The 24,187-nt window shown below is 72.3% G+C and carries 23 protein-coding genes; 16 read left to right on the forward strand and 7 right to left on the reverse strand.

From position 1 onward, the window contains the following. Positions 1–13 precede the first annotated feature (13 nt). Both AB0J42_RS10325 and AB0J42_RS10330 read left to right on the forward strand, forming a co-directional pair. Entirely contained in the window at positions 14–769 is a 756-nt protein-coding gene (locus tag AB0J42_RS10325; RefSeq protein WP_364291126.1) for an HAD-IIA family hydrolase, read from the forward strand. Between the two features lie 109 nt (positions 770–878). Then, entirely contained in the window at positions 879–1,508 is a 630-nt protein-coding gene (locus tag AB0J42_RS10330) for a hypothetical protein (RefSeq protein WP_364291063.1), read from the forward strand. On the opposite strand, the gene AB0J42_RS10335 is transcribed toward AB0J42_RS10330, so the two are convergent. Continuing rightward, the gene (locus AB0J42_RS10335; RefSeq protein ID WP_364291065.1) at positions 1,465–1,938 is read right to left on the reverse strand and encodes an NUDIX hydrolase; all 474 of its coding nucleotides are present in this window, start codon (positions 1,936–1,938) and stop codon (positions 1,465–1,467) included. The genes AB0J42_RS10330 and AB0J42_RS10335 overlap by 44 nt on opposite strands. Positions 1,939–2,019: 81 nt before the next feature. Here AB0J42_RS10335 and AB0J42_RS10340 point away from each other — a divergent pair, with 81 nt between their 5' ends. Both AB0J42_RS10340 and AB0J42_RS10345 read left to right on the forward strand, forming a co-directional pair. Next, on the forward strand, positions 2,020–2,943 hold the full coding sequence (locus AB0J42_RS10340; RefSeq protein WP_364291067.1) for an acyl-ACP desaturase: 924 nt from the start codon (positions 2,020–2,022) through the stop codon (positions 2,941–2,943). 286 nt (positions 2,944–3,229) lie between these two features. Further along, entirely contained in the window at positions 3,230–3,763 is a 534-nt protein-coding gene (locus tag AB0J42_RS10345) for an NAD(P)H-dependent oxidoreductase (RefSeq protein WP_364291069.1), read from the forward strand. A gap of 6 nt (positions 3,764–3,769) precedes the next feature. Here the strand turns inward: AB0J42_RS10345 and arfB are convergent, their stop codons facing one another. Next, on the reverse strand, positions 3,770–4,177 hold the full coding sequence (gene arfB / locus AB0J42_RS10350) for an alternative ribosome rescue aminoacyl-tRNA hydrolase ArfB (RefSeq protein WP_364291071.1): 408 nt from the start codon (positions 4,175–4,177) through the stop codon (positions 3,770–3,772). Positions 4,178–4,289: 112 nt separating this feature from the next. On the opposite strand from arfB, the gene AB0J42_RS10355 reads away from it, so the two are divergent. From AB0J42_RS10355 to AB0J42_RS10375, 5 genes are all read left to right on the forward strand, one after another. After that, positions 4,290–5,105 (forward strand): hypothetical protein, encoded by an 816-nt coding sequence (locus AB0J42_RS10355; protein ID WP_364291073.1) that lies wholly within the window; start codon positions 4,290–4,292, stop codon positions 5,103–5,105. Further along, positions 5,102–5,686 carry an HAD family phosphatase gene (locus AB0J42_RS10360; protein WP_364291075.1) on the forward strand — a complete coding sequence of 195 codons (585 nt, stop codon included), beginning with the start codon at positions 5,102–5,104 and terminating at the stop codon, positions 5,684–5,686. The genes AB0J42_RS10355 and AB0J42_RS10360 overlap by 4 nt, the downstream gene beginning before the upstream one ends. 77 nt (positions 5,687–5,763) lie before the next feature. Beyond that, positions 5,764–7,263, forward strand: a complete 1,500-nt coding sequence (locus tag AB0J42_RS10365) for an alkaline phosphatase D family protein (RefSeq protein ID WP_364291077.1) — start codon at positions 5,764–5,766, stop codon at positions 7,261–7,263. A 151-nt stretch (positions 7,264–7,414) separates the two neighbouring features. Further along, positions 7,415–8,101, forward strand: a complete 687-nt coding sequence (locus tag AB0J42_RS10370) for a response regulator transcription factor (RefSeq protein WP_364291079.1) — start codon at positions 7,415–7,417, stop codon at positions 8,099–8,101. Continuing rightward, positions 8,098–9,555 carry a HAMP domain-containing sensor histidine kinase gene (locus AB0J42_RS10375; RefSeq protein ID WP_364291081.1) on the forward strand — a complete coding sequence of 486 codons (1,458 nt, stop codon included), beginning with the start codon at positions 8,098–8,100 and terminating at the stop codon, positions 9,553–9,555. The genes AB0J42_RS10370 and AB0J42_RS10375 overlap by 4 nt, the downstream gene beginning before the upstream one ends. Positions 9,556–9,627: 72 nt before the next feature. Here the strand turns inward: AB0J42_RS10375 and AB0J42_RS10380 are convergent, their stop codons facing one another. Further along, positions 9,628–10,974, reverse strand: a complete 1,347-nt coding sequence (locus AB0J42_RS10380; RefSeq protein WP_364291083.1) for an FG-GAP repeat protein — start codon at positions 10,972–10,974, stop codon at positions 9,628–9,630. Positions 10,975–11,029: 55 nt separating this feature from the next. Between AB0J42_RS10380 and AB0J42_RS10385 the strand changes: the two genes are divergently transcribed. Next, on the forward strand, positions 11,030–12,259 hold the full coding sequence (locus AB0J42_RS10385; RefSeq protein ID WP_364291085.1) for a cytochrome P450: 1,230 nt from the start codon (positions 11,030–11,032) through the stop codon (positions 12,257–12,259). Here AB0J42_RS10385 and AB0J42_RS10390 read toward each other — a convergent pair. Continuing rightward, positions 12,241–13,638, reverse strand: a complete 1,398-nt coding sequence (locus tag AB0J42_RS10390; RefSeq protein ID WP_364291087.1) for an MFS transporter — start codon at positions 13,636–13,638, stop codon at positions 12,241–12,243. The genes AB0J42_RS10385 and AB0J42_RS10390 overlap by 19 nt on opposite strands. 107 nt (positions 13,639–13,745) lie before the next feature. Between AB0J42_RS10390 and AB0J42_RS10395 the strand changes: the two genes are divergently transcribed. From AB0J42_RS10395 to AB0J42_RS10405, 3 genes are all read left to right on the forward strand, one after another. Beyond that, positions 13,746–14,147, forward strand: coding sequence for a helix-turn-helix domain-containing protein (locus tag AB0J42_RS10395; protein ID WP_364291089.1), 402 nt, complete (start codon positions 13,746–13,748; stop codon positions 14,145–14,147). A gap of 36 nt (positions 14,148–14,183) precedes the next feature. Continuing rightward, positions 14,184–14,555 carry a DUF4180 domain-containing protein gene (locus AB0J42_RS10400; RefSeq protein ID WP_364291090.1) on the forward strand — a complete coding sequence of 124 codons (372 nt, stop codon included), beginning with the start codon at positions 14,184–14,186 and terminating at the stop codon, positions 14,553–14,555. A gap of 348 nt (positions 14,556–14,903) precedes the next feature. Beyond that, positions 14,904–15,362 carry an SDR family NAD(P)-dependent oxidoreductase gene (locus AB0J42_RS10405; protein WP_364291092.1) on the forward strand — a complete coding sequence of 153 codons (459 nt, stop codon included), beginning with the start codon at positions 14,904–14,906 and terminating at the stop codon, positions 15,360–15,362. 188 nt (positions 15,363–15,550) lie between these two features. Here the strand turns inward: AB0J42_RS10405 and AB0J42_RS10410 are convergent, their stop codons facing one another. The 3 genes from AB0J42_RS10410 to AB0J42_RS10420 form a co-directional block, all read right to left on the reverse strand. Then, complete coding sequence (locus tag AB0J42_RS10410) at positions 15,551–16,300, reverse strand: alpha/beta hydrolase (protein ID WP_364291093.1); 750 nt, start codon at positions 16,298–16,300, stop codon at positions 15,551–15,553. 227 nt (positions 16,301–16,527) lie between these two features. Further along, positions 16,528–17,886, reverse strand: a complete 1,359-nt coding sequence (locus AB0J42_RS10415) for a phenylacetate--CoA ligase family protein (RefSeq protein ID WP_364291094.1) — start codon at positions 17,884–17,886, stop codon at positions 16,528–16,530. Positions 17,887–17,917: 31 nt separating this feature from the next. Further along, the gene (locus AB0J42_RS10420) at positions 17,918–19,240 is read right to left on the reverse strand and encodes a LuxR C-terminal-related transcriptional regulator (protein WP_364291096.1); all 1,323 of its coding nucleotides are present in this window, start codon (positions 19,238–19,240) and stop codon (positions 17,918–17,920) included. A gap of 175 nt (positions 19,241–19,415) precedes the next feature. Between AB0J42_RS10420 and lon the strand changes: the two genes are divergently transcribed. The 3 genes from lon (at position 19,416) to AB0J42_RS10435 (ending at position 24,098) form a co-directional block, all read left to right on the forward strand. Continuing rightward, positions 19,416–21,776, forward strand: coding sequence for an endopeptidase La (gene lon, locus AB0J42_RS10425; RefSeq protein ID WP_364291098.1), 2,361 nt, complete (start codon positions 19,416–19,418; stop codon positions 21,774–21,776). Between the two features lie 147 nt (positions 21,777–21,923). After that, positions 21,924–22,862, forward strand: coding sequence for a Fic family protein (locus AB0J42_RS10430; RefSeq protein WP_364291100.1), 939 nt, complete (start codon positions 21,924–21,926; stop codon positions 22,860–22,862). Positions 22,863–23,147: 285 nt separating this feature from the next. Continuing rightward, positions 23,148–24,098 (forward strand): ATP-binding cassette domain-containing protein, encoded by a 951-nt coding sequence (locus AB0J42_RS10435; RefSeq protein WP_364291102.1) that lies wholly within the window; start codon positions 23,148–23,150, stop codon positions 24,096–24,098. Positions 24,099–24,187: the final 89 nt, after the last annotated feature.

The raw sequence follows: 24,187 nt of genomic DNA on the forward strand, positions 1-24,187 counted from the left end.
CTGGCTGTCCGACATGGACGGGGTTCTCGTACACGAGGGGCGGCCGGTGCCCGGCGCCGAAGCCTTCATCAAGCGGCTCAGCGAGTCGGGCAAACGGTTCCGGATCCTGACCAACAACTCGATCTACACCCAGCGCGACCTGTCGGTGCGGCTGTCCGCGGCCGGCCTGGACGTGCCCGCCGAGTCCATCTACACCTCCGCCCTTGCCACCGCCCAGTTCCTCGACACCCAGCGGCCCGGCGGCTCCGCCTACGTCATCGGCGAGGCCGGGCTGACCACCGCCCTGCACGAGGCCGGCTACGTGCTCACCGACCTCGACCCCGACTACGTCGTGCTGGGCGAGACCCGCACCTACAGCTTCACCCAGATCACCAGCGCCATCCGGCTCATCGAGGGCGGCGCCCGGTTCATCGCCACCAACCCCGACCCGATCGGCCCGTCCACCGAGGGCTCGCTGCCCGCCTGCGGCGCCGTCGCCGCCATGATCACCCGCGCCACCGGCGTCGAGCCGTACTTCGTCGGCAAGCCGAACCCGCGGATGATGCGCAGCGCGCTCAACGACATCGGCGGCCACAGCGAGGCCACCGCGATGATCGGCGACCGGATGGACACCGACATCGTGTCCGGCATGGAGGCCGGCCTGTTCACCATCCTCGTGCTCACCGGCGTCACCCAGCGCCACGAGGTCGACCGCTTCCCCTTCCGTCCCTCGCTCATCGTCGACTCGATCGCCGACCTCCTCGACCTGGTCGAACCCGCCGGAGACTGACAGGTACGGGTGGCAGGCCCGGCGCCATGACCCGTTACCGTCCCTCGCTCATCGCCGACCCGGTCGAACCTGCCGGAGACTGACAGGTACGGATGGCAGGCTCGGCGCCATGACCCGTATCTATCTGGAGAACGGCCCGAAGAAGGTCTTCGCCTGCTCGCTCGACTGGCCCGGCTGGTGCCGGGTCGCCAAGGGCGAGGAGGCGGCGATCGACCGGCTCACGGCGTACGCCCCCCGCTATCGCCTGATCGCCGAACGGGCCGGGATGGCGTTCGAGCCCGGCCCGCCCGAGATCGTCGCCCGGGTGCCCGGCGGCACGACCACCGACTTCGGCGCGCCCCAGGCCGTCCCCCCGCAGGACCTGGAGCCGGTCGGCGAGGACACGGCCCGGCGGGAGGTGGCGCTGCTCCGGGCCGCCTGGGAGCTGTTCGACGAGGTGGCCGCCGCCTCGCCCGAGGAACTGCGTAAAGGGCCGCGCGGCGGCGGGCGCGACCTGACCAAGATGATCGGCCATGTCCAGGACGCCGAGCGCTCCTACGCCCGCCAGGTCGGTGTGCGGCACCCGCCCTACCGGTCACGGGCCGATGTGGACGCGCTCCGCGCCGAGCTGGCCGAGGTGCTCTCCCGCCCCTGGCGGCCGCCGCAGACGACCGCCTGGCCGCCCGCCTACGCCCGCCGCCGCCTCGCCTGGCACGTCATCGATCACCTGTGGGAGATCGAGGACCGTCGCGATCGATGAGCCGGGGCAGCGCCTCGATGATGCCCCGCAGATAGTCGGCCACCGCCTCCGGGACCACGTGGCGCGAGGCGATCTGCGTGCTCTCCAGCGGCAGCCGCTCCACCTCGTAGACGCCCCGCGCCGGGTCCTCCAGCTCGGGCCCGTGACGCAGCGCCGGGTCCATCGCCACCAGGCGGCACCCGTACACGTGCTGGGTCTTCACCCCGTCCTCCCACGGATAGCTGACCGTGGTCAGCGGCGTCACGGCCGAGACCGTCGCCCCCAGCTCCTCCAGCAGCTCGCGGCGGAGCGTGTGTTCGAGCGTGGCGTCGCCGGGCTCGACGTGGCCGCCGGGCACCGACCAGTAGACCGCGCGGCCAGGCACCGTGCGGCGGAAGATGACCAGGCGCTCGTCGTCGTCGAGGAGCAGGCCCCGGACGCTGGGTCGCATGCCCCCAGCCTAAATGACCTCGACGCTCTTGGGGTACCGTAACCTACGGTCCCGTAACCTTGAGGGGGAGGAGATTCCTAGATGACGATGTCGCAGACGCAGCTGCTCCACGAGCTGGAACCGGTCGTGGCCGACGAGCTCAACCGTCACGAGAAGCTGGCGAAAGAGTGGTTCCCCCACGAGTACATCCCGTGGAGCGAGGGCCGCGATTTCGACGGCCCCTACGGCGGCGAGCCCTGGCAGGAGAGCGACTCCAAACTTCCCGAGCCGGCCCGCGTGTCGCTCATCGTCAACCTCCTGACCGAGGACAACCTGCCGAGCTACCACCACGAGATCGCCACCACGTTCGGCCGCGACGGCGCCTGGGGCACCTGGGTCCACCGCTGGACGGCCGAGGAGGACCGCCACGGCACCGCGATCCGCGACTACCTGACCGTCACCCGCGCGGTCGACCCGGTCAAGCTGGAGCGCGCCCGCATGGCCCACATGCAGAGCGGCTTCATCACCGAGTACGACACGATGCTGCAGCAGCTCGCCTACGTCTCCTTCCAGGAGCTGGCGACCCGCATCGCGCACCGCAACACCGGCACCGCCTCCGGCGACGAGGGCTGCGAGCGGCTGCTCGCCCGCATCGCCGCCGACGAGAACCTCCACATGCTCTTCTACCGCAACCTGCTGCGGGCGGCCTTCGACCTGGACCCCGACCAGACCATGCGGGCCGTCACCGACGTGGTGACCACCTTCCAGATGCCCGGCTCCAACATCGCCGGCTTCTCCCGGATGGCCATGACCATCGCCCACGAGGGCATCTACGACCTTCAGCTCCACCTCGACGACGTGCTCATGCCGGTCCTGCGCCAGTGGGCCGTCTTCGACAAGACCGGCCTGGGCCCGGAGGGGGAGAAGGCCCGTGAGGAACTGGCCGCGTACCTGAAGAGGACCGAGGAGACGGCCGCCCGCTTCGTCGCCCGCCGCGAGGAGCGCCGCGCCCGCGCCCGGCGCTGACCTCTCCGCGGGGATCTCCGCTCCCCCCGGCCGGGCCACTCACGGCGCCGGCCGGTGATCGTGTCATCTCTTTCCCGCTCGGCGCGCTCCGCACCGAGCGGGTCCTGGTCATGCGGCTGCCGCAACTCGGCGGCATCAGCCGGACCGATCATGATCTTTCGCCGTCCTCGGGACACCTCTCCTAAAAGAGCATCCTCCTCTTGACTTGTGGATGGTCTTGGACATCCACGGCATCGGGCAGGTTCGTGACTACGCACCGTACACAAGACCCCTTGGGGAGTAGTGGGTGAAAGTCATCGGGATCGCCGCCAGCCCTCACGCGGGTTCGTACGTCAACCGGCTCCTGAAGGCCATCCGGAGCGAACTGCCGCCGGGCGTCGACTTCGAGGCGTGGTCCCGATTGGACGAGATCCCTCCGTACACTCCGGGACCCGCACCCCAGGTGGTCCGCGAGCTGCTGAGCCGGGTGGCGGGGGCGGACGCGCTGGTGCTCACCGCGCCCGAGCACAGCCTGCTGCCGGCGGAGCTGGAGCACGCGCTGGAGTGGATGGGGCGGGCGGACGTGCTGGACGGCAAGCGGGTGGCGGTGATGTGCGCCAGCGCCCGCGCCTGCGGCGCCATGTGGGCGCAGGCCGAGCTGTACAAGGAGCTGCTGGGCGCGGGCGCGGTGGCGCTCGGCTCGGAGCTGGTGATCTCGCCGGTCTGCCCGCACTTCGACGAGGACGGCCGGTTGTGGGCCCGTGACCTGCGCGCCCAGGTGTGCGAGATGGTGGGCCAGCTCTGCCAGTCGCATCTGCGCGAGCCGGTCTTGTCGGTCTGAGTCCCGTCAGATCTCGCGGCGCAGCCGCTTGACCTCGGAGCGCCGCTTCTTGCCCGCCAGGCGGCGCTCGACGGAGCCGCGGGTGGGCTTGGTGGGCCGCCTGCGCTTGGGCGGCGGCGCGATGGCCTCGCGGATGCGCTGGGCGAGCCGCTGCCGCGCGGCCTCCCGGTTGCGGAGCTGGGAGCGGTGCTCGGAGGCGGCGATCGTGATCTCGGCGGAGCCGAGGCGGTCCAGGGCGCGGGCCTTCTGCGCGGGGGAGAGCGCGGTGGACGCCGCCACGTCGAAGGTCAGCTCCACCCGGCTGTCGGTGGTGTTGACCCCCTGCCCGCCGGGCCCGGAGGACCGGGAGAAACGCCAGACGAGCTCGGCGTCGGGGATGACGACCGAGTCGTTGACGACCAGTTCGGCGGGCATGACGATTCCTTCCTTCGACCACTCAGCGTATAAAGCGGCGAAGACGATGGCCAACGATATATCCGTCATACCCGGGTTGACGGCCGACCGCGAGCGGCGTAAGCCACTAGCCATGACTGCGGGCATCGTCGGCGTGCACGGCATCGGCAAGTACGACTACTACCTCAGGGCGGGCAACGACCCCTCCGGGGCGGCCACGGCCATGCGCCAGAAGTGGGACCGCTACCTGCACGCCTCCCTGGGCGGCCCGGCCACGACGTATTTCAGCGAGGTCGCGTACTTCTCCCACCTGCTGCGCGACCCCGAGCCCGCGGCGGCGCGCGCCGCCGCGCTGGAGGCCGCGCGCCACGACGTGCTGGCCGGCTGGGCCCGGAACCTGGGCTTGGGCGAGCACCTCACCGGCGCGCTCCGGTCGTTCACCGCCTGGCTGCTGGCCCGGCTCGACAGCCGGGCGGCCGCCTTCGCCGAGCTGTTCGCCCCCGAGGTCGCCGCCTATCTCACCGACGAGGCCAGGCGCGAGCGCGTCCGGCGGGCCGTCGCCGACACGATCCGCCGCAACCGCCCCAAGGTGGTCATCGCCCACTCTCTCGGCAGCGTCGTCACGTACGAGACCTTCTGGGCGCATCCCGACCTGGAGGCGGACCTGCTCATCACGCTCGGCAGCCCGCTCGGCATGCGCGACGTCATCTTCGAGCGCCTGCTGCCCGCCCCGGTCAACGGGCGGGGCGAGCGGCCCAAGGGCGTGCGCCGCTGGGTGAACATCGCCGACCGGCACGACATCGCCGCCATCCCTCCCGAACTGGCCGGCTGCTTCACCGGCGTCGACGCCGAGGAGCTGGTCGACTTGGACTGGATCGACTTCCACACCGCCGAGAAGTATCTGGGCTGCCCGGCGCTCCACCCGCATCTGCGACCATTCCTCGGGTGACTTGGATTCTCTTCGACTACGGCAACGTCCTGTCCCTTCCGCAGCCCGCCGACGAGGTGGCGGGCATGGCCCGCGCGGCCGGCGCCGACCCCGGCGCCTTCCGGCGTGAATACTGGGCGCACCGGCGGGAGTTCGACCGGGGCACCCTCGGCCCGGCCGCGTACTGGGAGAAGGCCGCGGGCCGGCCGCTGTCCCCGGCCGAGGTCGGCAGGCTGGTCGCGATGGACGTGGCCAGCTGGGCGCACCCCGACGAGGGCTCCCTGGCCATCCTGCATGAGCTGCTGGAGCAGGGCCGCGACGTCGCCCTGCTGTCGAACGCGCCCGGGTGCTTCGCCGACGCCCTGGACGAGCTGCCCTGGATCGCCGCCATCCCGCACCGCTTCTACAGCGCCCGGCTCGGCCTGGCCAAGCCCGACCGGCGGATCTACGAGCACGTCGCCGCCGAGCTCGGCGCCGACCCCGCCGACATGCTCTTCATCGACGACCGCGAGGACAACGTCGAGGGCGCCCGCGCGGCCGGCATGCGGGCCGTCCGATACACCGGCGCGACCGCGCTCCGCGCCCACCTGGACGCCGGCTGACGAGGCGACCGGCGCTGTTCATCCCCCTTTGACCCGGCTTTCACGGCCCGGCCAGCGGGCGCGGAGATACCTGGGGCGTGGACCGCAGATCCTTCCTCGCCACAGCCGCCGCGGGCCTCTTCGCCCCGCGGGCCAGGACGCTCAGAGCCGACCCCTTCACGCTCGGCGTGGCCTCCGGCGACCCGTCCGCCGACGGGTTCGTGCTCTGGACCCGCCTGGCCGTAGACCCGCTCGGCGGCGCCGGGCGGGGCGGCATGCCGCCCCGCGACGTGGAGGTCGGCTGGCAGCTCGCCGCCGACGAGCGCTTCTCGAAGATCGTCCGATCCGGTACGGTCACCGCCCGCGCCCGCGACGCCCACAGCGTCCACGTCGAGGTCGAGGGCCTCGACCCGGGCCGGGAGTACTTCTACCGCTTCCGCGCCGAGGGCCGCGTCTCACCCGAGGGCCGCACCAGGACCGCCCCCGCCGCGCACGCCGAGACGCCGCTGACCTTCGCCGTGGCCGCCTGCGCCCACTTCGAGCACGGCTACTACACCGCCTACCGCCGCCTGGCCGAGCAGGAGCCCGACCTGGTGGTCTTCCTCGGCGACTACCTGTACGAGTACGCGCCGGGCGGCTACACGGCGCTGTCCGGGAAGCGGGTCCGCACCCATACCCCCGGCAAGTGCGCCACCCTCGCCGACTACCGCCTGCGCCACGCCCAGTACAAGAGCGACCGCGACCTGCAGGCCGCGCACGCCGCCGCCCCCTGGCTGGCGGCCTTCGACGACCACGAGGTGGAGAACAACTGGGCCGGCCCCGTCTCCAGCACCGGCGCCCCGGCCTTCGCCGCCCGCCGGGCCGCCGCCTTCCGCGCCTACTACGAGAACATGCCGCTGCGCCGGGGCAGCCTGCGCGGTGCCGCCCTGCGGGTCAACCGGCGCGTCTCCTGGGGCGCGCTGGCCCGCTTCCACCTGCTCGACACCCGGCAGTTCCGCGACGACCAGGCCTGCCGCGACGGCGTCCGCTCCGGCTGCGACGAGCGCCTGTCAACCCGCCGCACCCTGCTCGGCGACCGCCAGTGGCGCTGGCTGGAGGAGGGGCTGCGCGACTCCCCGGCCCGCTGGAACCTGCTCGGCCAGCAGATCATGATGGCCCACCGCGACTACCGCACCGGCCCCGGCCGGGAGGTCAACCTGGACTCCTGGGACGGCTACGCCGCCGAGCGCACCCGCGTCCTGGACGCCATGTCCCGCACCGCCAATCCTGTCGTCCTCACCGGCGACGCCCACATGCACCACCTGGCCGACCTCAAGACCGACTTCGACGACCCCGACTCGCCCGTGGTGGCCCGCGAACTGGTCGCCACCTCCATCGCCAGCGACGGCGACGGCTACCGCGACCGCCGCTGGATCGCGGACTCGCTCGCGGAGAACCCGCACCTCTCCTACCTGGACCAGCGGCGCGGCTACCTCATGGCCCGGCTCACCGGCGACGGACTGACCGTGGACTTCCGTACGCTCGAGTACGTCTCCCGCCGCGGCGCCCCCGCCCGCACCGCACACCGGGCCACCATCCCGGCCGCCCCCGGCACCTGAACGCCGCCTGGGAGTTCCCCTCGAATCCGCTCAAACCGGCCTGTGGGACGGTGCTTCGCCCCCGGAGGACGGCAAGGCACGGTATATGTCTGACCATGGAAGAATCCACGGTCAAGACCCCCGCGCGCGCCTTCCGGACCCGGAGCCGGAGGTGAGCGAGGCCAGGCTCCTGGTGGTGGACGACGAGCCCAACATCCGGGAGCTGTTCTCGGCCAGCCTGCGGATGGCCGGGTTCGAGGTGCTGACCGCGGCCGACGGCCAGGAGGCGATCAGGGTCGCCGAGGAGAGCGCGCCCGACCTGGTCATGCTCGACATCATGCTGCCCGACGTCGACGGGCTGGCCGTCGCCGGGCGGCTGCGCTCGCGCGGCAGGCGCGTCCCGGTGCTGTTCGTGACCGCCAAGGACAGCCCCGAGGACACCCTCGCCGGGCTCAGCCTCGGCGAGGACTACGTGACCAAGCCGTTCAGCCTGGAGGAGGTCATCGCCCGCATCCGGGCGGTGCTCCGCCGCACCAGGCGCGGCGCCCCGCCGCCCAACCGGCTCCGCGTCGGCGAGCTGGAGCTGGACGAGGAGACCCACGAGGTGTGGCGCGACGGAGTCCTGGTGCGGCTGTCGCCCACCGAGTACCGGCTGCTGCGCCACTTCATGCTCAACGCCGGCCGCGTGCTGTCCAAGAGGCAGATCCTGGAGCACGTCTGGAGCGAGGACTGGCGCACCGACGTCGGGCTCGTCGAGTCGTACGTGTCCTACCTGCGCCGCAAGATCGACGCGAGCGAGCCGCGCTACCTCCACACCCTGCGCGGGGTCGGCTACATCCTGCGCCCGCCGAAAGAATGAGGAAGCACCTCGCCCGCACGCCCCTGTGGCTGCGCCTGGTCTCTGTCACGCTGCTGCTGGTCACTTTGGCCATCACCGTGACGGGGCTGGTCGCGGTCCGGCTGCTCAACGGCTACCTGGTCGCCCGCGTCGACCAGCAGCTGCGCGCCGCGAGCGGGCCGTGGGGAGTGCTGCCGCCCGCCGACCCACAGCCCCGCCCCCAGCGCTTCTACGGCCTGTTCCACATGGTGCTCGTCGACGGCGGCGGCACCGTCGTGCGGACCTTCTCCGTCTCCACCGACCCGCACACCCCGGACCTGCCCCGGCTCACCCACGCCCGGGTCGAACAGCTGGAAAGCCGGCCGTTCACCGTCGGCTCCGAGGAACCCACCGGCCCCAACTGGCGGGTGGTGGCCGTGCCGCGCCGCGACGGCCACAGCCGCGTCGTCGCCATCAGCATGAGCTCCGTGGAAGGCACCGTCACCCAGCTCGTCCTCATCGTCGCCATGGCCGGCGGCGGCACCCTCGCCGTGGTCGGCGTCGCCTGCTACTGGCTCGTACGGCGGAGCCTGCGCCCGCTCGGCGCCATAGAGCGGACCGCCCGCCACATCGCGGGCGGCGACCTGTCCCGCCGGGTGCCGCTCTGGGCCGGCACCACCGAGGTCGGCAAGCTCGGCCGCGCCCTCAACGGCATGCTCGGCCAGATCGAGAAGGCGGTGCGCGAACGGGAGGCCGCCGCCGAGTCGGCCCGCCGCTCCGCCACGGCCGCGCGCCGCTCCGAGGAGGTGATGCGCCGCTTCATGGCCGACGCCTCCCACGAGCTGCGCACCCCGCTCACCTCCATCCGGGGCTTCGCCGAGCTGTTCCGGCTGAGCGAGGAACGGGACCTGGACGAGGCGATGCGGCTGCTCGACCGGATCGAGGGCCAGGCCGCCCGGATGGGGCTGCTGGTGGAGGACATGCTGCTGCTGGCCCGGCTCGACCAGCGGCGCGGGCTCGCCCGGCGGCCCGTCGACCTGCTCAGCCTGGCCGCCACCGCCGTCCTCGACGCCCAGACGCTCGCCCCGGACCGGCGCATCGAACTGGTCCGGCTCGGCGGCGACGGCCCCGTCACCGTGACCGGCGACGAGTCGCGGCTGGCCCAAGTCATCGGCAACCTCGTCTCGAACGCCCTCACCCACACCCCGCCGGGCACCCCCTTCCGGATCGGCGCCGGAGTCCGCGACGGCCAGGCGGTGCTGGAGGTCTCCGACGAAGGCCCCGGCTTCGGCCCCGAGGTGGCCGAGCGCGTCTTCGAACGCTTCTACCGCGCCGACCCGGCCCGCAGCAGCGGCGGCTCCGGCCTCGGCCTGGCCATCGCGGCCACCCTCGCCGAGGCGCACGGCGGCACCATCACCGCCACCGCCACCCCCGGCCAGGGCGCCACCTTCACCCTCACCCTCCCCTTGGCGGCCCCGGAGCTGACCTCGGCGTAGGCGGGGGTGAGTCAACAGCGACGCCTTCACCCTCTTTGGCAGCCCCGAACCTCACCTCGGCGTGGCGGGTGGTCAGCCGGCGGCCAAGGCATGCCCGAAGAGTCCTTCGCCGGAGGCTTTCAGGCGGGGCTTACCGAGGCGGAGGTTCCGTGAGCCCGGGACGTACGTGACGGTGCCCTTGTCGGGGGCGGCGATCACGAGGGTGGCGGGGCGCTTGCCCCGGGACGGGAGGATCGCCACCACGCTGCCTTGCTTCTTGATCCGGACGTCGCCGTGACGGGACAGGCCGCCGCGAGGGGAGCCGGGCATCACCTGGACCGAGTTCTCGCCCGGCACCCCCACCGCAAGATCTGCGTCGCCGTCGCCGTCGAGGTCACCCGCCGCCAGCGACGCCCCGAACCGGTCGTAGTAGCGCGGCTCGCCCTTCAGCAGCCGCTGCGTCCACATCTCCGACCGCGCCCCACGCAGCCCGTTCCGGGTCCCGTACACCACGTGCAGGGCGCCGTCGCCGTAGTCCATCGCCCGCTGCCCGGGGGTCAGCCCCTCGCCGGGGACGCCGATGGCCAGGTCGTCGCGGCCGTCGGCGTCGAAGTCGCCGGTCGCCAGCGCCGCGCCGAACCCGTCCCACTTCTCCGCCGTCCCCGCCACCCCGGGGGAGTCCTGGGTGAGCCGGAGCGCCCGCCGCCGCGCCAGGTCGAGCACGGTCACCGAGCCCTGCCCGTCCTGGCGCACGCTGTCGGCGGGCGCGCCCACCACCAGCTCGTCGCGCCCGTCGCCGTCGAAGTCGCCGGCGGCGAGCGTCTCGCCCCACCCGTCGGTGAAGCGCGCCGCCTGCCGCACCCAGCCGGTGCGCTGGGTGATCCGGTACGGTTCGCGCCCCTTCATCCAGAAGACCGTCACCCCGCCGCCACGCCGCAGACCGGGGGCGCCCACGGCCAGCTCGTCCCGGCCGTCGCCGTCGAAGTCACCGGCGGCCAGCGAGGCCCCGAACCGGTCGCTCGACGGCTCGGGCAGCGACAGCTCCCTGCCGGGCCGCAGCCCGCCGGGGGAGCCGTGGTAGAGCTGCACGACCCCGTTCCCGTCCGCGCCCGGCACGCGCGCCCCGGTGAACTCGTCCGGCACCCCCACGGCCAGGTCGGCGCAGCCGTCGCCGTCGAAGTGGCCCACCGCCAGCGCGGCCCCGAAGGCGTCGCCCGGCTCCGGTTCGTCCTGGGTCAGCCGTTGCTCGCGGCCCGACCCGTACAGGATGGTCACCGATCCGGCGCGCCGGTCGTCGTACGGGGCGGCGACCGCGAGATCCGGGCGGCCGTCGCCGTCGAAGTCGGACGGGGCCCCGGAGCACGCCGTGGCCGCCGTCGCGCCCGTAGCGAGGGGGAGCAGCAGGAAGAGGGTGAGCAGCACGTTCACTCTTCCCGTCATCTCCCGCCAATTCGAACCGTGACGCAACGTGGCGGGAACATGCCAGGATAGGCGCGTGAACATCGACCTCGCTGATCTCGACTTCTGGCGCAGACCGCTCAAGGAGCGTCACGAGGCGTTCGCCCGGCTCCGGCAGCTTGAGCACCCGGTGTTCTTCCCCGAGAAGAAGGTCCCGTTCCTCCGTTCCGGTTCCGGTTTCTACGCTCTCGTACGCCACGCCGACGTGGTCGAGGCCAGCCGGAACGCCAAGGTGTTCTCCAGCGAGCCGGCCGTCACCAACCCGGAGCCGCCCGGCTGGGTCAAGCAGGTGTTCGGCGAGTCCATGGTCAACATGGACGACCCGCGGCACGCCCGGCTGCGCCGCATCGTCACCCGCTCGTTCAGCCCCCGGATGCTCGCCGGGCTGCAGTCCGACATCGAGGCCGCGTGCGCGCGCATCGTCGACGACGTCGTCGCGGAGGGGCCGCGCGACTTCGTGAGCCAGGTCGCCGCCCGGCTCCCCATCCACGTCATCTGCGACATGCTCGACATCCCGCACGAATGGCGCGAGCGGGTCCACCGGCACGTCGACATCTCCACCGCCTACACCGGCGTCCGCCCCAGCCTGGCCCGTTCGGTGCAGCTGGCCGGGCAGAACATGCTGGCCCTGCTCGCCCTCCAGCGCATGGTGATCAAACTGGGCCAGGAGCGGGCCGCCGACCCCAAGGGCGACCTCGTCTCGCTCCTGGTCACCGCCAACCCCGACGGGGAGAAGCTCACCTACCGCGAGCTCGGCTCGTTCTTCTCGCTGCTGCTGGTCGCCGGGAACGAGACCGCGCGCAACACGATGGCCCACGGCATCAAGCTGCTCACCGACAACCCGGCCCAGCGCGAGCTGCTCATGAGCGACTTCGACCGCCACATCGGCAACGCGATCGAGGAGATGGTCCGCTACGTCTCACCGATCATGCAGTTCCGGCGCACGGTCACGCAGGACTACTCGCTGCGCGGGCTGGAGCTGAAGAAGGGCGACAAGGTCGTGCTCTTCTACGGCTCCGCCAACCGCGACGAGTCCGTCTTCCCCGACCCCGACCGGTTCGACATCACCCGCGACACCAAGCCGCACGTCGGCTTCGGCGGCCCCGGCCCGCACTTCTGCCTCGGCGCCAACCTGGCCAGGCAGGAGCTGCGCACCATGTTCAAGGAGCTGCTGACGAGGCTGCCGGACATCCGCACCGTCGGCGAGCCCGAACTGCTGGTCTCCAACTTCGACAACAGCGTCCGCCGTCAGGCCTTCACCTTCTGAGGGTCGAGCACGTTCTCCCTGACGGCGACCGCCGCGATCAGCGCCGCCACCGCCATCACCGCCGCGCTGACCAGCATCGCCAGGCGGAACCCGGCGTCGAACACCGCGGGGTCCTGGAAGGCGTCCCCGGTCAGCCCCGCCAGCGGCGGCACCGCGGCCACCGCCAGCAGCGTGCCGCTGCGCGCCACCGCGTTGTTCACGCCGCTCGCCGTGCCCGCGTACCAGTCGTCGGCGCTGGCCAGCACCGTCGAGGTCAGCGGCGCCACCACCGCCGACAGTCCCAGCCCGAACACGGTGACCGCCGGAAGGACGTGCAGCACGTACGAGGAGCCGGGACCGATCGTGCTCATGAGCAGGAACCCCGCGCCCGCCACCAGGATGCCGAGCGTCATCGGCCCGCGCGGCCCGTGCCTCTTGGCCAGCTCGCCCGCGGACGGCGACAGCAGCAGCATCAGGCCCGTCACCGGCAGCAGCGCCGACGCCGCCGCCACCGGCGAGAACCCCGACACCACCTGAAGCTGCACCGCGAGCAGGAAGAACACCACGCCCATCGCCCCGTACATGAGGAGCGTCACCGCGTTCACCGCCGAGAACACCCGGTCGGCGAAGAGCCCGACCGGCACCAGCGCGTCCGGCGACCGGCGCCGCTCCACCACCACGAACGCCGCGCCCAGCAGCACGCCCGCGACCAGCGGCAGCGGCGCGTCCAGCCCGATCAGCCCGTAGGTGACGCCGGCCAGCGACAGCGCCGCCAGCGCCGAGCCCAGCACGTCGAAACGGCCCGCCGCCTGCTCGTTCCGGCTCTCCGGCACGTGCCGGGCCGCCACCAGCAGCACCAGCGCCGCGAACGGCAGGTTGATCAGGAACGCCCACCGCCAGCCGACCGTCTGCACCATCGCCCCGCCCAGCAGCGGCCCCACCGCGCTCGCCACCCCGCCCAGCCCCGACCAGACGCCGATCGCCCGCGGCCGGTCGGCCTTCGCGAACGACGCCTGAATGATCGCCAGCGAGCCCGGCGTGAGCAGCGCCCCGCCCACCCCCTGCAGCGCGCGGGCCCCGATCAGGAACTCGATCGTCGGGGCCACCGCGCAGAGCGCCGACGCCAGCGCGAACCAGACCGTGCCGGCCATGAAGATCCGCCGCCTGCCGAACCGGTCACCCAGCGAGCCGCCCAGCAGGATCAGGCCCGCGAGCGTCAGCGTGTAGGCGTTCACCGTCCACTGCAGGCCCGCCATACCGGCCTCCAGCTCGGTGCCGAGGAAAGGCAGTGCGACGTTGACCACCGTGCTGTCGAGCATCGCGAGGGCCGACCCCAGCACCGTCGCCGCCAGCACCCACCGGCCGCGAGCCGACCGGAGCCCGATGTGATCGCCGCGCATGCGCACCTCCCCTGGGGAAGCAGCAGCCGACCGTCGCCCCGCATTCCCCGCAGATCAGAGCACGTATTCCCTATCGCTCCCTTCCATGGGGTAGTTTAGGGAAGGACATGGAACACTATACCGTCGAGCAGGCGGCCTCCCTCCTCGGGCTGCACGTCAAAACCGTCCGCGGCTACGTCCGCGACGGCCGGCTGAAGGCCGTCAAAGTCGGCAAGCGGTACCGGATCGCCCGCGAGGACCTGGAGGCGTTCGCCGGCCTGCCGCTCGCGCCGCCCCGGACGCCCCGCCGGGCCGAGGCGTCGATCATCGTCGACGTCGAGGGCGTCGACCGGGCCCTGCTCGACCGGATCAGCACCCTGGTCCTGGCCGGGCTCGGCGGCGAGCCCAGCGGCGTCCGCGCCGAGTTCGCCTACGACGAGGAACAGGGCCGGCTGAAAGTCATCGTGCTGGGCGGGCTGGAAGCCGGAGCCCAGGTGCTCAGGCTCATCGACGCCCTGGTCAAGGAGTAGACGCATGTCCAGCTTTCCCCCTTTCGGAGGTTTACCATGACCGACTCCGCCGCCCCCGCCATGCCGCTGCCCGGCGTCCTGCTCTGCGACGCCGACGGACCCCCGGTGCGGACCGAACGCGACGCCCTCGACCTGATCGGCGACGCCTGGTACTACCGCGCCGAGTTCGTCGCCATCCCCGCCGAGCGACTCCACGACGACTTCTGGCGCCTCAGCACCCGCGTCGCCGGCGAGATCATCCAGAAGTTCGTCAACTACCGGCTCAAGGTCGCCGTCCTCGGCGACATCTCCCACCACCTCGCCACCAGCACCGCCCTCCAGGACTGGGTCCGCGAAGCCAACCGCGGCTCCGACCTCTGGTTCCTCCCCGACCTGGACGCCCTCCGCGACCGCCTCCCCACCCCGTAGGACACCGGGATCGCGCCCGACTCTGGAGCATGGTCAGTGGTGGGAGGGAGCAGAGTCCACCCGCCGTGTGAGGTGACGGGAGTAGAAGTCGCGCCCGCTGCAGGTCTCCTGACAGTGGGGGAGTAGGACCTGCGCCTGCCGTGCCGGAACCGTGACGGTGGGGGAGTAGAACCCGCACCTGCGGTACGGGGTCCGTGAGGGCGGCGGGAGCAGAGCCTGCGCCTGTTGTGTGGGCCCGCGTCGGTTGTGGGAGCGGAACCCGCGCCTGCCGTGCGGGGTCTGTCACGGTGGCGGGAGCACAATCCCGCGCCTGCCGTGCAGGGTCCCGCGAGAGGGAAGGAGCGGCCCATGGGTGAGGTGCTGGTCAGCGGAGTCACCGGCGGCATCGGGAGCGCGGTGGTCGCCGCACTGGCGGAGGCCGGGCATCGGGTGATCGCCGTGGGGCGGGACATCGGGCGGCTCGACGTGCGCGGGATCGAGGCGGACCTGGCCCGGCCCGAGACCCTGGCCGCCGCCGTGGGAGCGCTCAGGGCGGCCGGGGATCTCGACGAGTTGCGGGCACTGGTTCACTGCGCGGGCATCTCGCCGGTCGTGGCCGTCGCCGACGCCACCCCGGACACCTGGTCGCGGACGCCGGCGGTGAACGTGGCCTCCGCCGCGGAACTGGTCCGCTTGACCCTGCCCTCGCTGAGACGAGGCAAAGGACACGTGATCCTCGTCAACGCTTCGCCGGGGCTGACCGGTGTGGCCCGGTGGTCCGCAGAGCCTGGCCCGCATGATCGTATGGGTGTTGGACGCACCGGCTGACGCCTATCCCTGCGAGTTGTCCGTCGTGCCCGCACCGTGATGATCCCGCCAGGCGGCAGCTACGGCGGCGTCCGGTTCGGGGCGGCGGCCCGCGAACGGCAGCGACGTCGGCGTCAGGCTCGGGGCGGCGGCCCGCGAACAGTAGCTACGTCGATGTTCGGCTCGGGGCGGTGGCCCGTGAACGGTGGCTACGGCGGCGTCCGGTTCGGGGCGGTGACCTGGTCGGCGTGGCCTAACGCGATGCGGGCGAGGTTGCGCAGGGACGAGGTGTCCGGGCGGAAGTAGTCGCTGTGGCCGGCCTGGCCCGCGTCGAAGAGTCTGGCGCCGAAGGCGGGGTGGGTGGGGTCGTGGCCGAAGCCCAGGGGGCCCAGGCGCGTCTTGGGGACGAATCTCATCCAGTCGTTCGTACCCAGGGCTGCCCAGACCCGTGCGGTGGTGAAGGCGGCGGTGGGGAACTCCGAACCTGGGCTGGCCGTGAGGACCAGGTCCGCGACGGGGAGGCCGGTGGCGGCGGCCTTGGCGCAGACCACCGAGCCGTAGCTGTGGCACAGGAGCGCGATGGGCGCCCGGGTCTCCCGGCGGAGGCCGGTGACCGTACGGCGCAGAGCGCGGGCGCCTTCGCGGGCCGTGGCGTCCGTCAGGACGTCGAGGCTCCAGGTCGGCGGCGACTCGTAGCCCAGCCAGGCCACGACCGCCAGGCGCGTGCCGGGGGACTGCCGGGACGCCTCCGCCAGCAGGGCGCGGGCCGCGCCGCCCGGGCGGTGGCTGCCGGTGTCGAAGGTGTCCAGGGTGATGTCGGCGCCCGGCACGATGACCGCCACCCGGTCGGCCGCCGCCACGTCGCCGTAGACCCGGACGAGCCGTCCGCTCGACTGGGCGGGCGGGACGAGCAGCGCCGCGAGCGCCATCATGCCGAGGATCCCGTGCCTGAATCGCATGGCGACGACGGTACGGATCCGGCCCCCGATCCCGCGTGACCGCACGGGTTGATCTCGCGGGTAGTACCTGAGTGGGATCTCGGCTCGGCGGGGTGACCGACCCGGCGCCACTACCAGGCACGAAGGCGGGCTGCCAGCCCGGCCGCCCGCCGATACGCCCAGCGCCTCCCCCAGCTCGGGGAGGCGGGAATGCGGCTGCGCGGAGTTCGCGGCCGGGAGGTCGACCGTCAGCGGGTGTAGCGGTGCTTGGCGCCCGGGGGGAAGTAGTCCGGGTCGCCGGTCTTCCGCAGCCGGATCACCGGGCTCTGGCGGGCCTCCGGGACGTAGTGGGCGAACTCGCTGTTGAGCCGCCGCAGCTGGGCCAGGATCGACGCGCCCACGGCCTCGGCGGTGCCGTCCGACGGCTGCTCGCCGGGGGCCAGCTCCACCGTCACCGTCAGGTGCCGGTCGCGCCGCGAGTCCTCCGCCACCTCCATCACGAACTTGCCCGTGACCAGCCCGGCCACCTCCGGCTGCTCCAGCCCCACCGAGATGTTCTCGGGGTACACGTTCGCCCCGTAGTACGACACGGTGAAGCGGCTGCGGCCGAAGACGTACGCGAAGGGCCGTTCGGGGCCGGGCGCCGGCGGCTCCAGCCCGTGGTCGCGGGCGAAGGCCAGCATCCGCTCGTACGGGATCAGGCCGCCGTCGTCGGCGATGTGGTAGCGGATCAGCGGGATGCCGTTGTCGCCGGTGAACAGCAGCGTCCCCTCGTGCTCCTCGAAGAAGCGCGCCTCCGGGTCGTACTGGACCAGAGTCGGCAGCCGCGACTCGCCGAACAGCTCCCGCGCGAGCTCCGGCCGCCCGGCCAGGAAGCGGCGGATCTCCACCGACAGCGGCGTCTCGTTGCCCAGCACGCCCGCGTCCGCGGTCCCGTACAGGGAGGCGATGCCGCGCACCGGGTCGGCGATGCCGGCCCGGGACGCCACCAGCGTGCGCCACTCCTCGCTGAAGACCTCGCCGGCGGTGACCAGCCGGACGTTCCAGCGGGACCAGGGCAGCCCGGCGTCGATCACGTCCTTGAGGAAGGGCGGGTAGCCGAGCAGCACCACCTGGTCGAAGTGCGGCGCCAGCTCGGGCACGACCCGCAGGATCTCCCGCTTGTCGCTGCCCGGCGCCACCACCGTCACCGGGTAGCCGAGCTCGGCCAGCCGGCGGCAGCACGCGAGGGTGAACAGCCCGCCCACCCAGGTGCCGAGCGCGAAGCAGACCACGGCCAGCGTGCGCCGCTCGCGGGCGGCGAAGGAGTCGCGGAACACCTCCTCGAAGCGGGCCGCGACGGCGTGCTCGTCGGCGGCGGTACGAGGCCAGAACGCGGGCTCACCCGTCGACCCGGACGACACGGCGACGATGTCGCCGATCACGCCGTGACGGCACAGGTCGGGCAGCGGGTGGCGCCGGATGTACGTGTCCTTGCTCGTCATCGGCAAGCCCACGAAATCCTGAAAAGTCTGGATCTGGGCGGGGTCGATGCCGCGCTCCGCCAGGAACGCCCGGTACGCGGGCACCGTCTCCACCACGTCGTGGAACAGCTTGACCAGGTCCATCAGCCGACTGTACGGCCGGAACCCGTGGCCGTCACTCGCCCGGCCGCACCAGCCCCGTCTCGTAGGCGTACACGATCGCCTGCGCCCGGTCGCGCAGCCCCAGCTTCATCAGCACCCGCCCCACGTGCGTCTTGACCGTCTGCTCGGCCAGCACCAGCTTCTGCGCGATCTCCTGGTTGGACAGCGCCTGCGCGACGAGCGTGAGCACCTCGCTCTCCCGCTCGGTCAGCTCGCTCAGCCGGTGGGCCGCGGGCGCCCGCCGCGGCCCCATCCGGGCGAACTCGCGGATGAGCCGCCTGGTCACGGCCACGTCGAGCACGACGGTCGCTCCGGGGGCGTGGCGCATCGCGTTGCTCAGCGACTCCTGCACGATCCGGTAGGCCGACAGCCCCACTGCCGGAGGGACCCCTTCCAGCGACTCCGGCAGCTTGACCACCACCGACAGCCCGGCCGCCCGCGCGTTGCCGACCAGGTCGGCCACCTGCTCCAGGCCCGGCTGGGGGGTGGTGTCGGTGCGGCCCTCCTCGTCGCGCAGCACGCCCAGCACCTGGCGGAGCTGGGCGATCGCCTCCAGCGACAGCGTGCGGATGCCGGCCAGCCCCGCCGCCAGCCGGGCCGGATCGCCCGCCGCCTTGAGCGGCACCGCCTCGGCCTGGATCGCGATCACCGACATGTGGTGGGCCACCACATCGTGCAGCTCGCGGGCGATGCGGGCGCGCTCCTCCAGCACGGCCTGCGCGCCCATCGCCTCCTGGCTGCGCCGCTCCTCCTGCACCAGCCGCTCGGTCGCGCTGCGCCGCAGCCGCACGTTGTAGCCGAACAGCATGACGCCGCCGACCAGGATCGCGCCGAGCGGCACGCGATTGGGGAAGGCGATCCAGACCGCCAGCACGCTGACCACCCAGGCCGCGCCGGTGATCCGCCGGTCGCAGCGCACCGCCACCGCGTAGGCCACCAGCAGGTAGGAGATCACCATGTCGGGCGTGAAGGGACTGCTCTCGTACGAGACGCCGAGCTGGAACAGGACCCAGAGCCCGGCCGGGAGCAGCGCCACCGAGACGCGCCACGCCGCCAGCGGCCACCGGTCGCGCAGGACGATCGGGAGCGCGACCGCCAGCCCGGCCAGGTACGCGGCGCCCGGCCGGAGGAGCCCGTCGGCCACGCGGCTGAAGGTGCTCATGAACAGGACGACGGCCAGCAGCACGTCGGCCGCCTGCACCAGGTCGACCGTGCGGAACGGCAGCGGCCCGAGCCGGCGGGGCACCCGCACGACCGCCCGGGACCTGGGCGCGGGCGCGTCGGCGACCCCCTCGTAGAGCGCGAGGGGGAAGGAGCGCAGCACGGCCGTGATCACGAAGAGAAGCCTACGAGCGGCGTACGGGCCGCGCGTCGGACCAAGGTCTGATCCGTACTCAACCCCAGGTATTGCTTACACGATTACGATCGCTGTGAGCGAACATCATCAAGCAAGGGAACATTACGAGGCTCCGATGAATTGAGTCGGTATAACTCAACCCTTTGGAGTTCGCATGAGTGAGAGCTTGATCCTGCCGGTTCTGCCGCTGGACGACGCCGTCGTGCTGCCGGGCATGGTGGTTCCGCTGGACCTGTCCGACTCCGAGGTGCGCGCCGCCATCGACGCGGCTCAGGCTTCCGGTCGTAACAAGCCGCAGGTGCTCCTCGTTCCCCGCGTCGACGGCCGCTACGGCGCGCTCGGCGTGCGGGCCGTGGTCGAGCAGGTCGGGCGGCTGCCGGGCGGCGAGCCCGCCGCCGTGGTCCGCGGCGTCGACCGGGTGCGGGTGGGCGCCGGCACCACAGGCCCGGGCGCGGCGCTGTGGGTGGAGGTCACGACCGTCGACCCCGTGCCGGCGGGGGAGCGCGCCCACGAGCTGGCCAGGGAGTACAAGGCCCTGGCCACCACGATCCTGCAGAAGCGCGGCGCCTGGCAGGTCGTCGACCAGGTCAACCAGATCGACGACCCCTCCGTGCTGGCCGACAGCTCCGGCTACACGCCCTGGCTGTCCACCGCCCAGAAGATCGAGCTGCTGGAGGCCCCCGACCCCGCCGACCGGCTGGCCAAGCTCGTCGAGTGGTCCCGCGAGCACCTGGCCGAGCTGGACGTCGCCGAGACGATCCGCAAGGACGTCCAGGAGGGCATGGAGAAGCAGCAGCGCGAGTTCCTGCTGCGCCAGCAGCTCGCCGCCATCCGCAAGGAGCTGAAGGAGCTCAACGGCGAGCCGGCCGAGACCGAGGAGGAGGACTACCGCGCCCGCGTCGAGGCGGCCGACCTGCCCGAGAAGGTGCGCGAGGCCGCGCTCAAGGAGGTCGACAAGCTGGAGCGGACCTCCGACCAGTCCCCGGAGACCGGCTGGATCCGCACCTGGCTCGACACGGTCCTCGACATGCCGTGGAACGTCCGTACCGACGACAACTACGACACCACCGGCGCCCGCGAGGTGCTGGACGCCGACCACACGGGCCTGTCCGACGTGAAGGACCGCATCATCGAGCACCTGGCCGTGCGCAAGCGCCGCCAGGACCGGGGCCTCGGCGTCGTCGGCGGCCGCCGCAGCGGCGCCGTGCTCGCCCTGGCCGGCCCTCCCGGCGTCGGCAAGACCTCGCTGGGCGAGTCCGTCGCCCGCGCCATGGGCCGCAAGTTCGTCCGCGTGGCGCTGGGCGGCGTCCGCGACGAGGCGGAGATCCGCGGCCACCGGCGCACCTACGTGGGCGCGCTGCCCGGCCGGATCGTCCGCGCCATCCGCGAGGCCGGGTCGATGAACCCGGTCGTGCTGCTCGACGAGATCGACAAGGTCGGCGCCGACTACCGCGGCGACCCGACGGCCGCGCTGCTGGAGGTGCTCGACCCGGCGCAGAACCACACCTTCCGCGACCACTACCTGGAGGTCGAGCTCGACCTGAGCGACGTCCTCTTCCTGGCCACCGCCAACGTCCTGGAGGCCATCCCCGGCCCGCTGCTGGACCGGATGGAGGTCGTCACGCTCGACGGCTACACCGAGGACGAGAAGGTCGCCATCGCCCGCGACCACCTGGTGCCCCGCCAGCTGGAGCTGGCCGGCCTGACGGCCGAGGAGGTCGCCGTCGAGGACGCGGCGCTGCGCCGCCTGGCCACCGAGTACACCCGCGAGGCCGGCGTCCGGTCGCTGGAGCGCTCGATCGCCCGCGTCCTGCGCAAGATCGCGGCGGGTGACGAGCTGCCGGTCACGGTCCGCGCCGACGGCCTGACGGACTACCTGGGCAGGCCCCGGTTCGTGCCGGAGTCGGCGCTGCCGGAGAACGCCCAGCGCACCTCGGTGCCGGGCGTCGCGACCGGCCTGGCGGTCACCGGCGCGGGCGGCGACGTGCTCTACGTGGAGGCGTCGCTGGCCGATCCCGAGACCGGCGAGACCGGTCTGACCCTCACCGGTCAGCTCGGCGACGTGATGAAGGAGTCGGCCAGGATCGCGCTGTCCTACCTCCGCTCCCACGGCGCGGAGCTGGAACTGCCGGTGACGGCGCTCAAGGACCGCTCGGTGCACGTCCACTTCCCGGCCGGCGCCGTGCCCAAGGACGGCCCGTCGGCGGGCGTCACGCTCACCACCGCCCTGGCCTCCCTGCTGTCGGGCCGTCAGGTCCGCGGCGACGTGGCGATGACCGGCGAGATCTCGCTCACCGGCCGGGTCCTCCCGATCGGCGGCGTCAAGCAGAAGCTCCTGGCGGCGCACCGGGCGGGCATCTCCACGGTGCTCATCCCGGCCCGCAACGAGCCCGACCTGGACGACGTGCCCCAGGAGGTCCGCGACGAGCTGACCATCCACACGGTCAGCGACGTCCGCGAGGTCCTGGACATCGCGCTCACCCCGGCCAAGGTGGCCGGCAGCGTCGCGGCCTGACCCGTACGAGCAAACGCCCCGCTCCGCGCGGGGCGTTTGGCTGTACGAACGAGGACGAAATCTCCAAAATGACCGAATCAGGCCAGGGTGATCCGGGCTCCAACTCGATCGAGGGCTACTACGCCAGCGTCGAGGACATCGACGATCATGGAGGGGGAGCCGCTGGAGGCCTCCGGGCGGGTGGCCCGGGAGATCGCCGGTTACCAGCAGGCGCTCACCTACATCCAGGTGCTGTCCAGGGCACCGCGGTTCCGCTACGACGTCGGCCTGCTCAACGCCCTCAACTTCATGATGATCGGCCATCACCGCGACAAGACTCCCGGTGTCGTGCGGCCTGGCAGCATCTACGTCCGCAACGCGGCGACGGGGGAGGTGGTGTACGAAGGGCCGGACGCCGAAGCGGTGCCCGGTCTGCTCGACGAGCTCATCGCCTGGCTCAATGCGGGTGATCTGGACGCGCCGAGCTATGTGCGGGCGGCCATGGCGCACTTCAACCTGGTGGCCATCCACCCGTGGCGCGACGGCAACGGCCGGATGTCGCGAGCCCTGCAGACCCTGCTGCTGGGCCGGGACCAGATTCTCACGCCCGAGTTCTCCTCGATCGAGGAGTGGCTCGGGATCGGCGAGAACACTACCGACTACTGTCGCGCGCTCCGCGCGGTCCAGCAGGGAGGCTGGAAGCCGCACGGTGCGACCCTTTCCTGGGTCCGGTTCTGTCTGCGGGCCCACCACCTCCAGGCGCAGCGCGTGCGGCGGCGGCTCGCCGAGGCCGGGGAGGTCTGGATGCTGCTCGAAGAGCGGGTGGACGCCGACGGCCTCAACACGCGGTCCGTCTCCGCGCTCTACGAGGTGTTCGTCAACCGCAGGCTGCGCCGGAGCCGCTACCAGGCCGACGAGGGGCTGAGCCAGGGGCAGGCCGCCCGCGATCTGCGGGAGCTGGCCGCGAAGGGGTGGCTCCAGCCGTACGGGGAGACCAAGGGACGCTTCTACGAGCCGGGTCCGCGCATGCGGGAGATCAAGGCGGACTTCGCCCGGCGGGCGGAGCCGCTACGCGATCCGTACAGCGTGAGCGACGTCACTGTCTAGGGCAGGAATAGCCGCGGTACGGGGTGGTGTTGGCATGAGCATGACCGAGGGACGCGCGCATCACCGATCCGGCCGGTGCTGTCGCCTGTGTATGAACGCTCGCCAGGCCAGCTGACCGCCCAAGACTCTCCCCCGAAGGTCTCTTCATGATCACCCCCCATTTCGTGCTGCGCAGGCTCAGCCACCTGCCTTTCCACCCCGGCTCCCGATAGGCAGGCCGGGTTCGTACCGGATCGTTGCCAGTTCGGCGGCCGGCGGCCGCCCGTCAGTCATGGGGAAGAGTTCGTGATCGAGGTTTCCGGCCTGCGCAAGGCGTACGGCCGCACCGTCGCGCTGGACGGTGTGGATCTGCGCGTGCGCGAGGGCGAGGTGTACGGGGTGGTCGGGCGCAGCGGCGCCGGCAAGAGCACCCTGCTGCGCTGCGTCAACCTGCTGGAGCGGCCCGACTCCGGCTCGGTGCGGGTGGCGGGTCAGGAGCTGACCGGGCTGGGCGAGCGTGACCTGAACCGGGCCCGCCGCCGCATCGGCATGATCCATCAGCATTTCGCGCTGCTCTCCTCGCGCACGGTCGCGGGTAACGTGGCCTTCCCGCTGGAGGTCATGGGCGTGCCGCGGGCCGAGCGCCGCCGCCGCGTCGGCGAGCTGCTGGAGCTGGTGGGGCTGGCCGGGCGCGAGCGGGACCACCCGCACCAGCTCTCGGGCGGGCAGAAGCAGCGGGTCGGCATCGCCAGGGCGCTGGCTGGCAACCCGGCCGTGCTGCTGTCGGACGAGGCGACCTCGGCGCTCGACCCCGCCACCACGCTGTCGATCCTGGACCTGCTGAAGCGGCTCAACACCGAGCTGGGGCTGACGATCCTGCTCATCACGCACGAGATGGACGTGGTGAAGAACGTCTGCGACTCGGCCGCCATCATGTCGGGCGGGCGCATCGAGGAGTCCGGCGCGATCGCGGACCTGATCAGGACGCCGGGCTCGCGGCTCACCCGGGAGATCTTCCCCCTGCCGGGCCCCGCGCCGGAGGGTTCGGTGACGCTCACTTTCACCGGCGACCCGCACCGGCCGCTGGTGTCGGAGGTGGTGCGCAAGTTCGACGTGGACGTGAGCATTCTGGGCGGCGCGATCGAGGAGATCGGGGGAGGCTCGGCCGGGCGGCTGCGGGTGGCGCTGACCGGTGACGAGGCCCCGGCCGCGCTGGACTACCTGCGCGAGCGCGGGCTCCTGGTGGAGGTGTCATGAGTAGCCCTGTGTCAAGCTGCTGCTTGTTGATCTTGCTGGATCAGAGCCTGAAGGGCTCCGTGTTTGGCGGGGTCGTAGGCGACGCCGTC

It is taken from the genome of Nonomuraea sp. NPDC049649 (assembly GCF_040675175.1).
Classification (GTDB): Bacteria; Actinomycetota; Actinomycetes; order Streptosporangiales; family Streptosporangiaceae; genus Nonomuraea.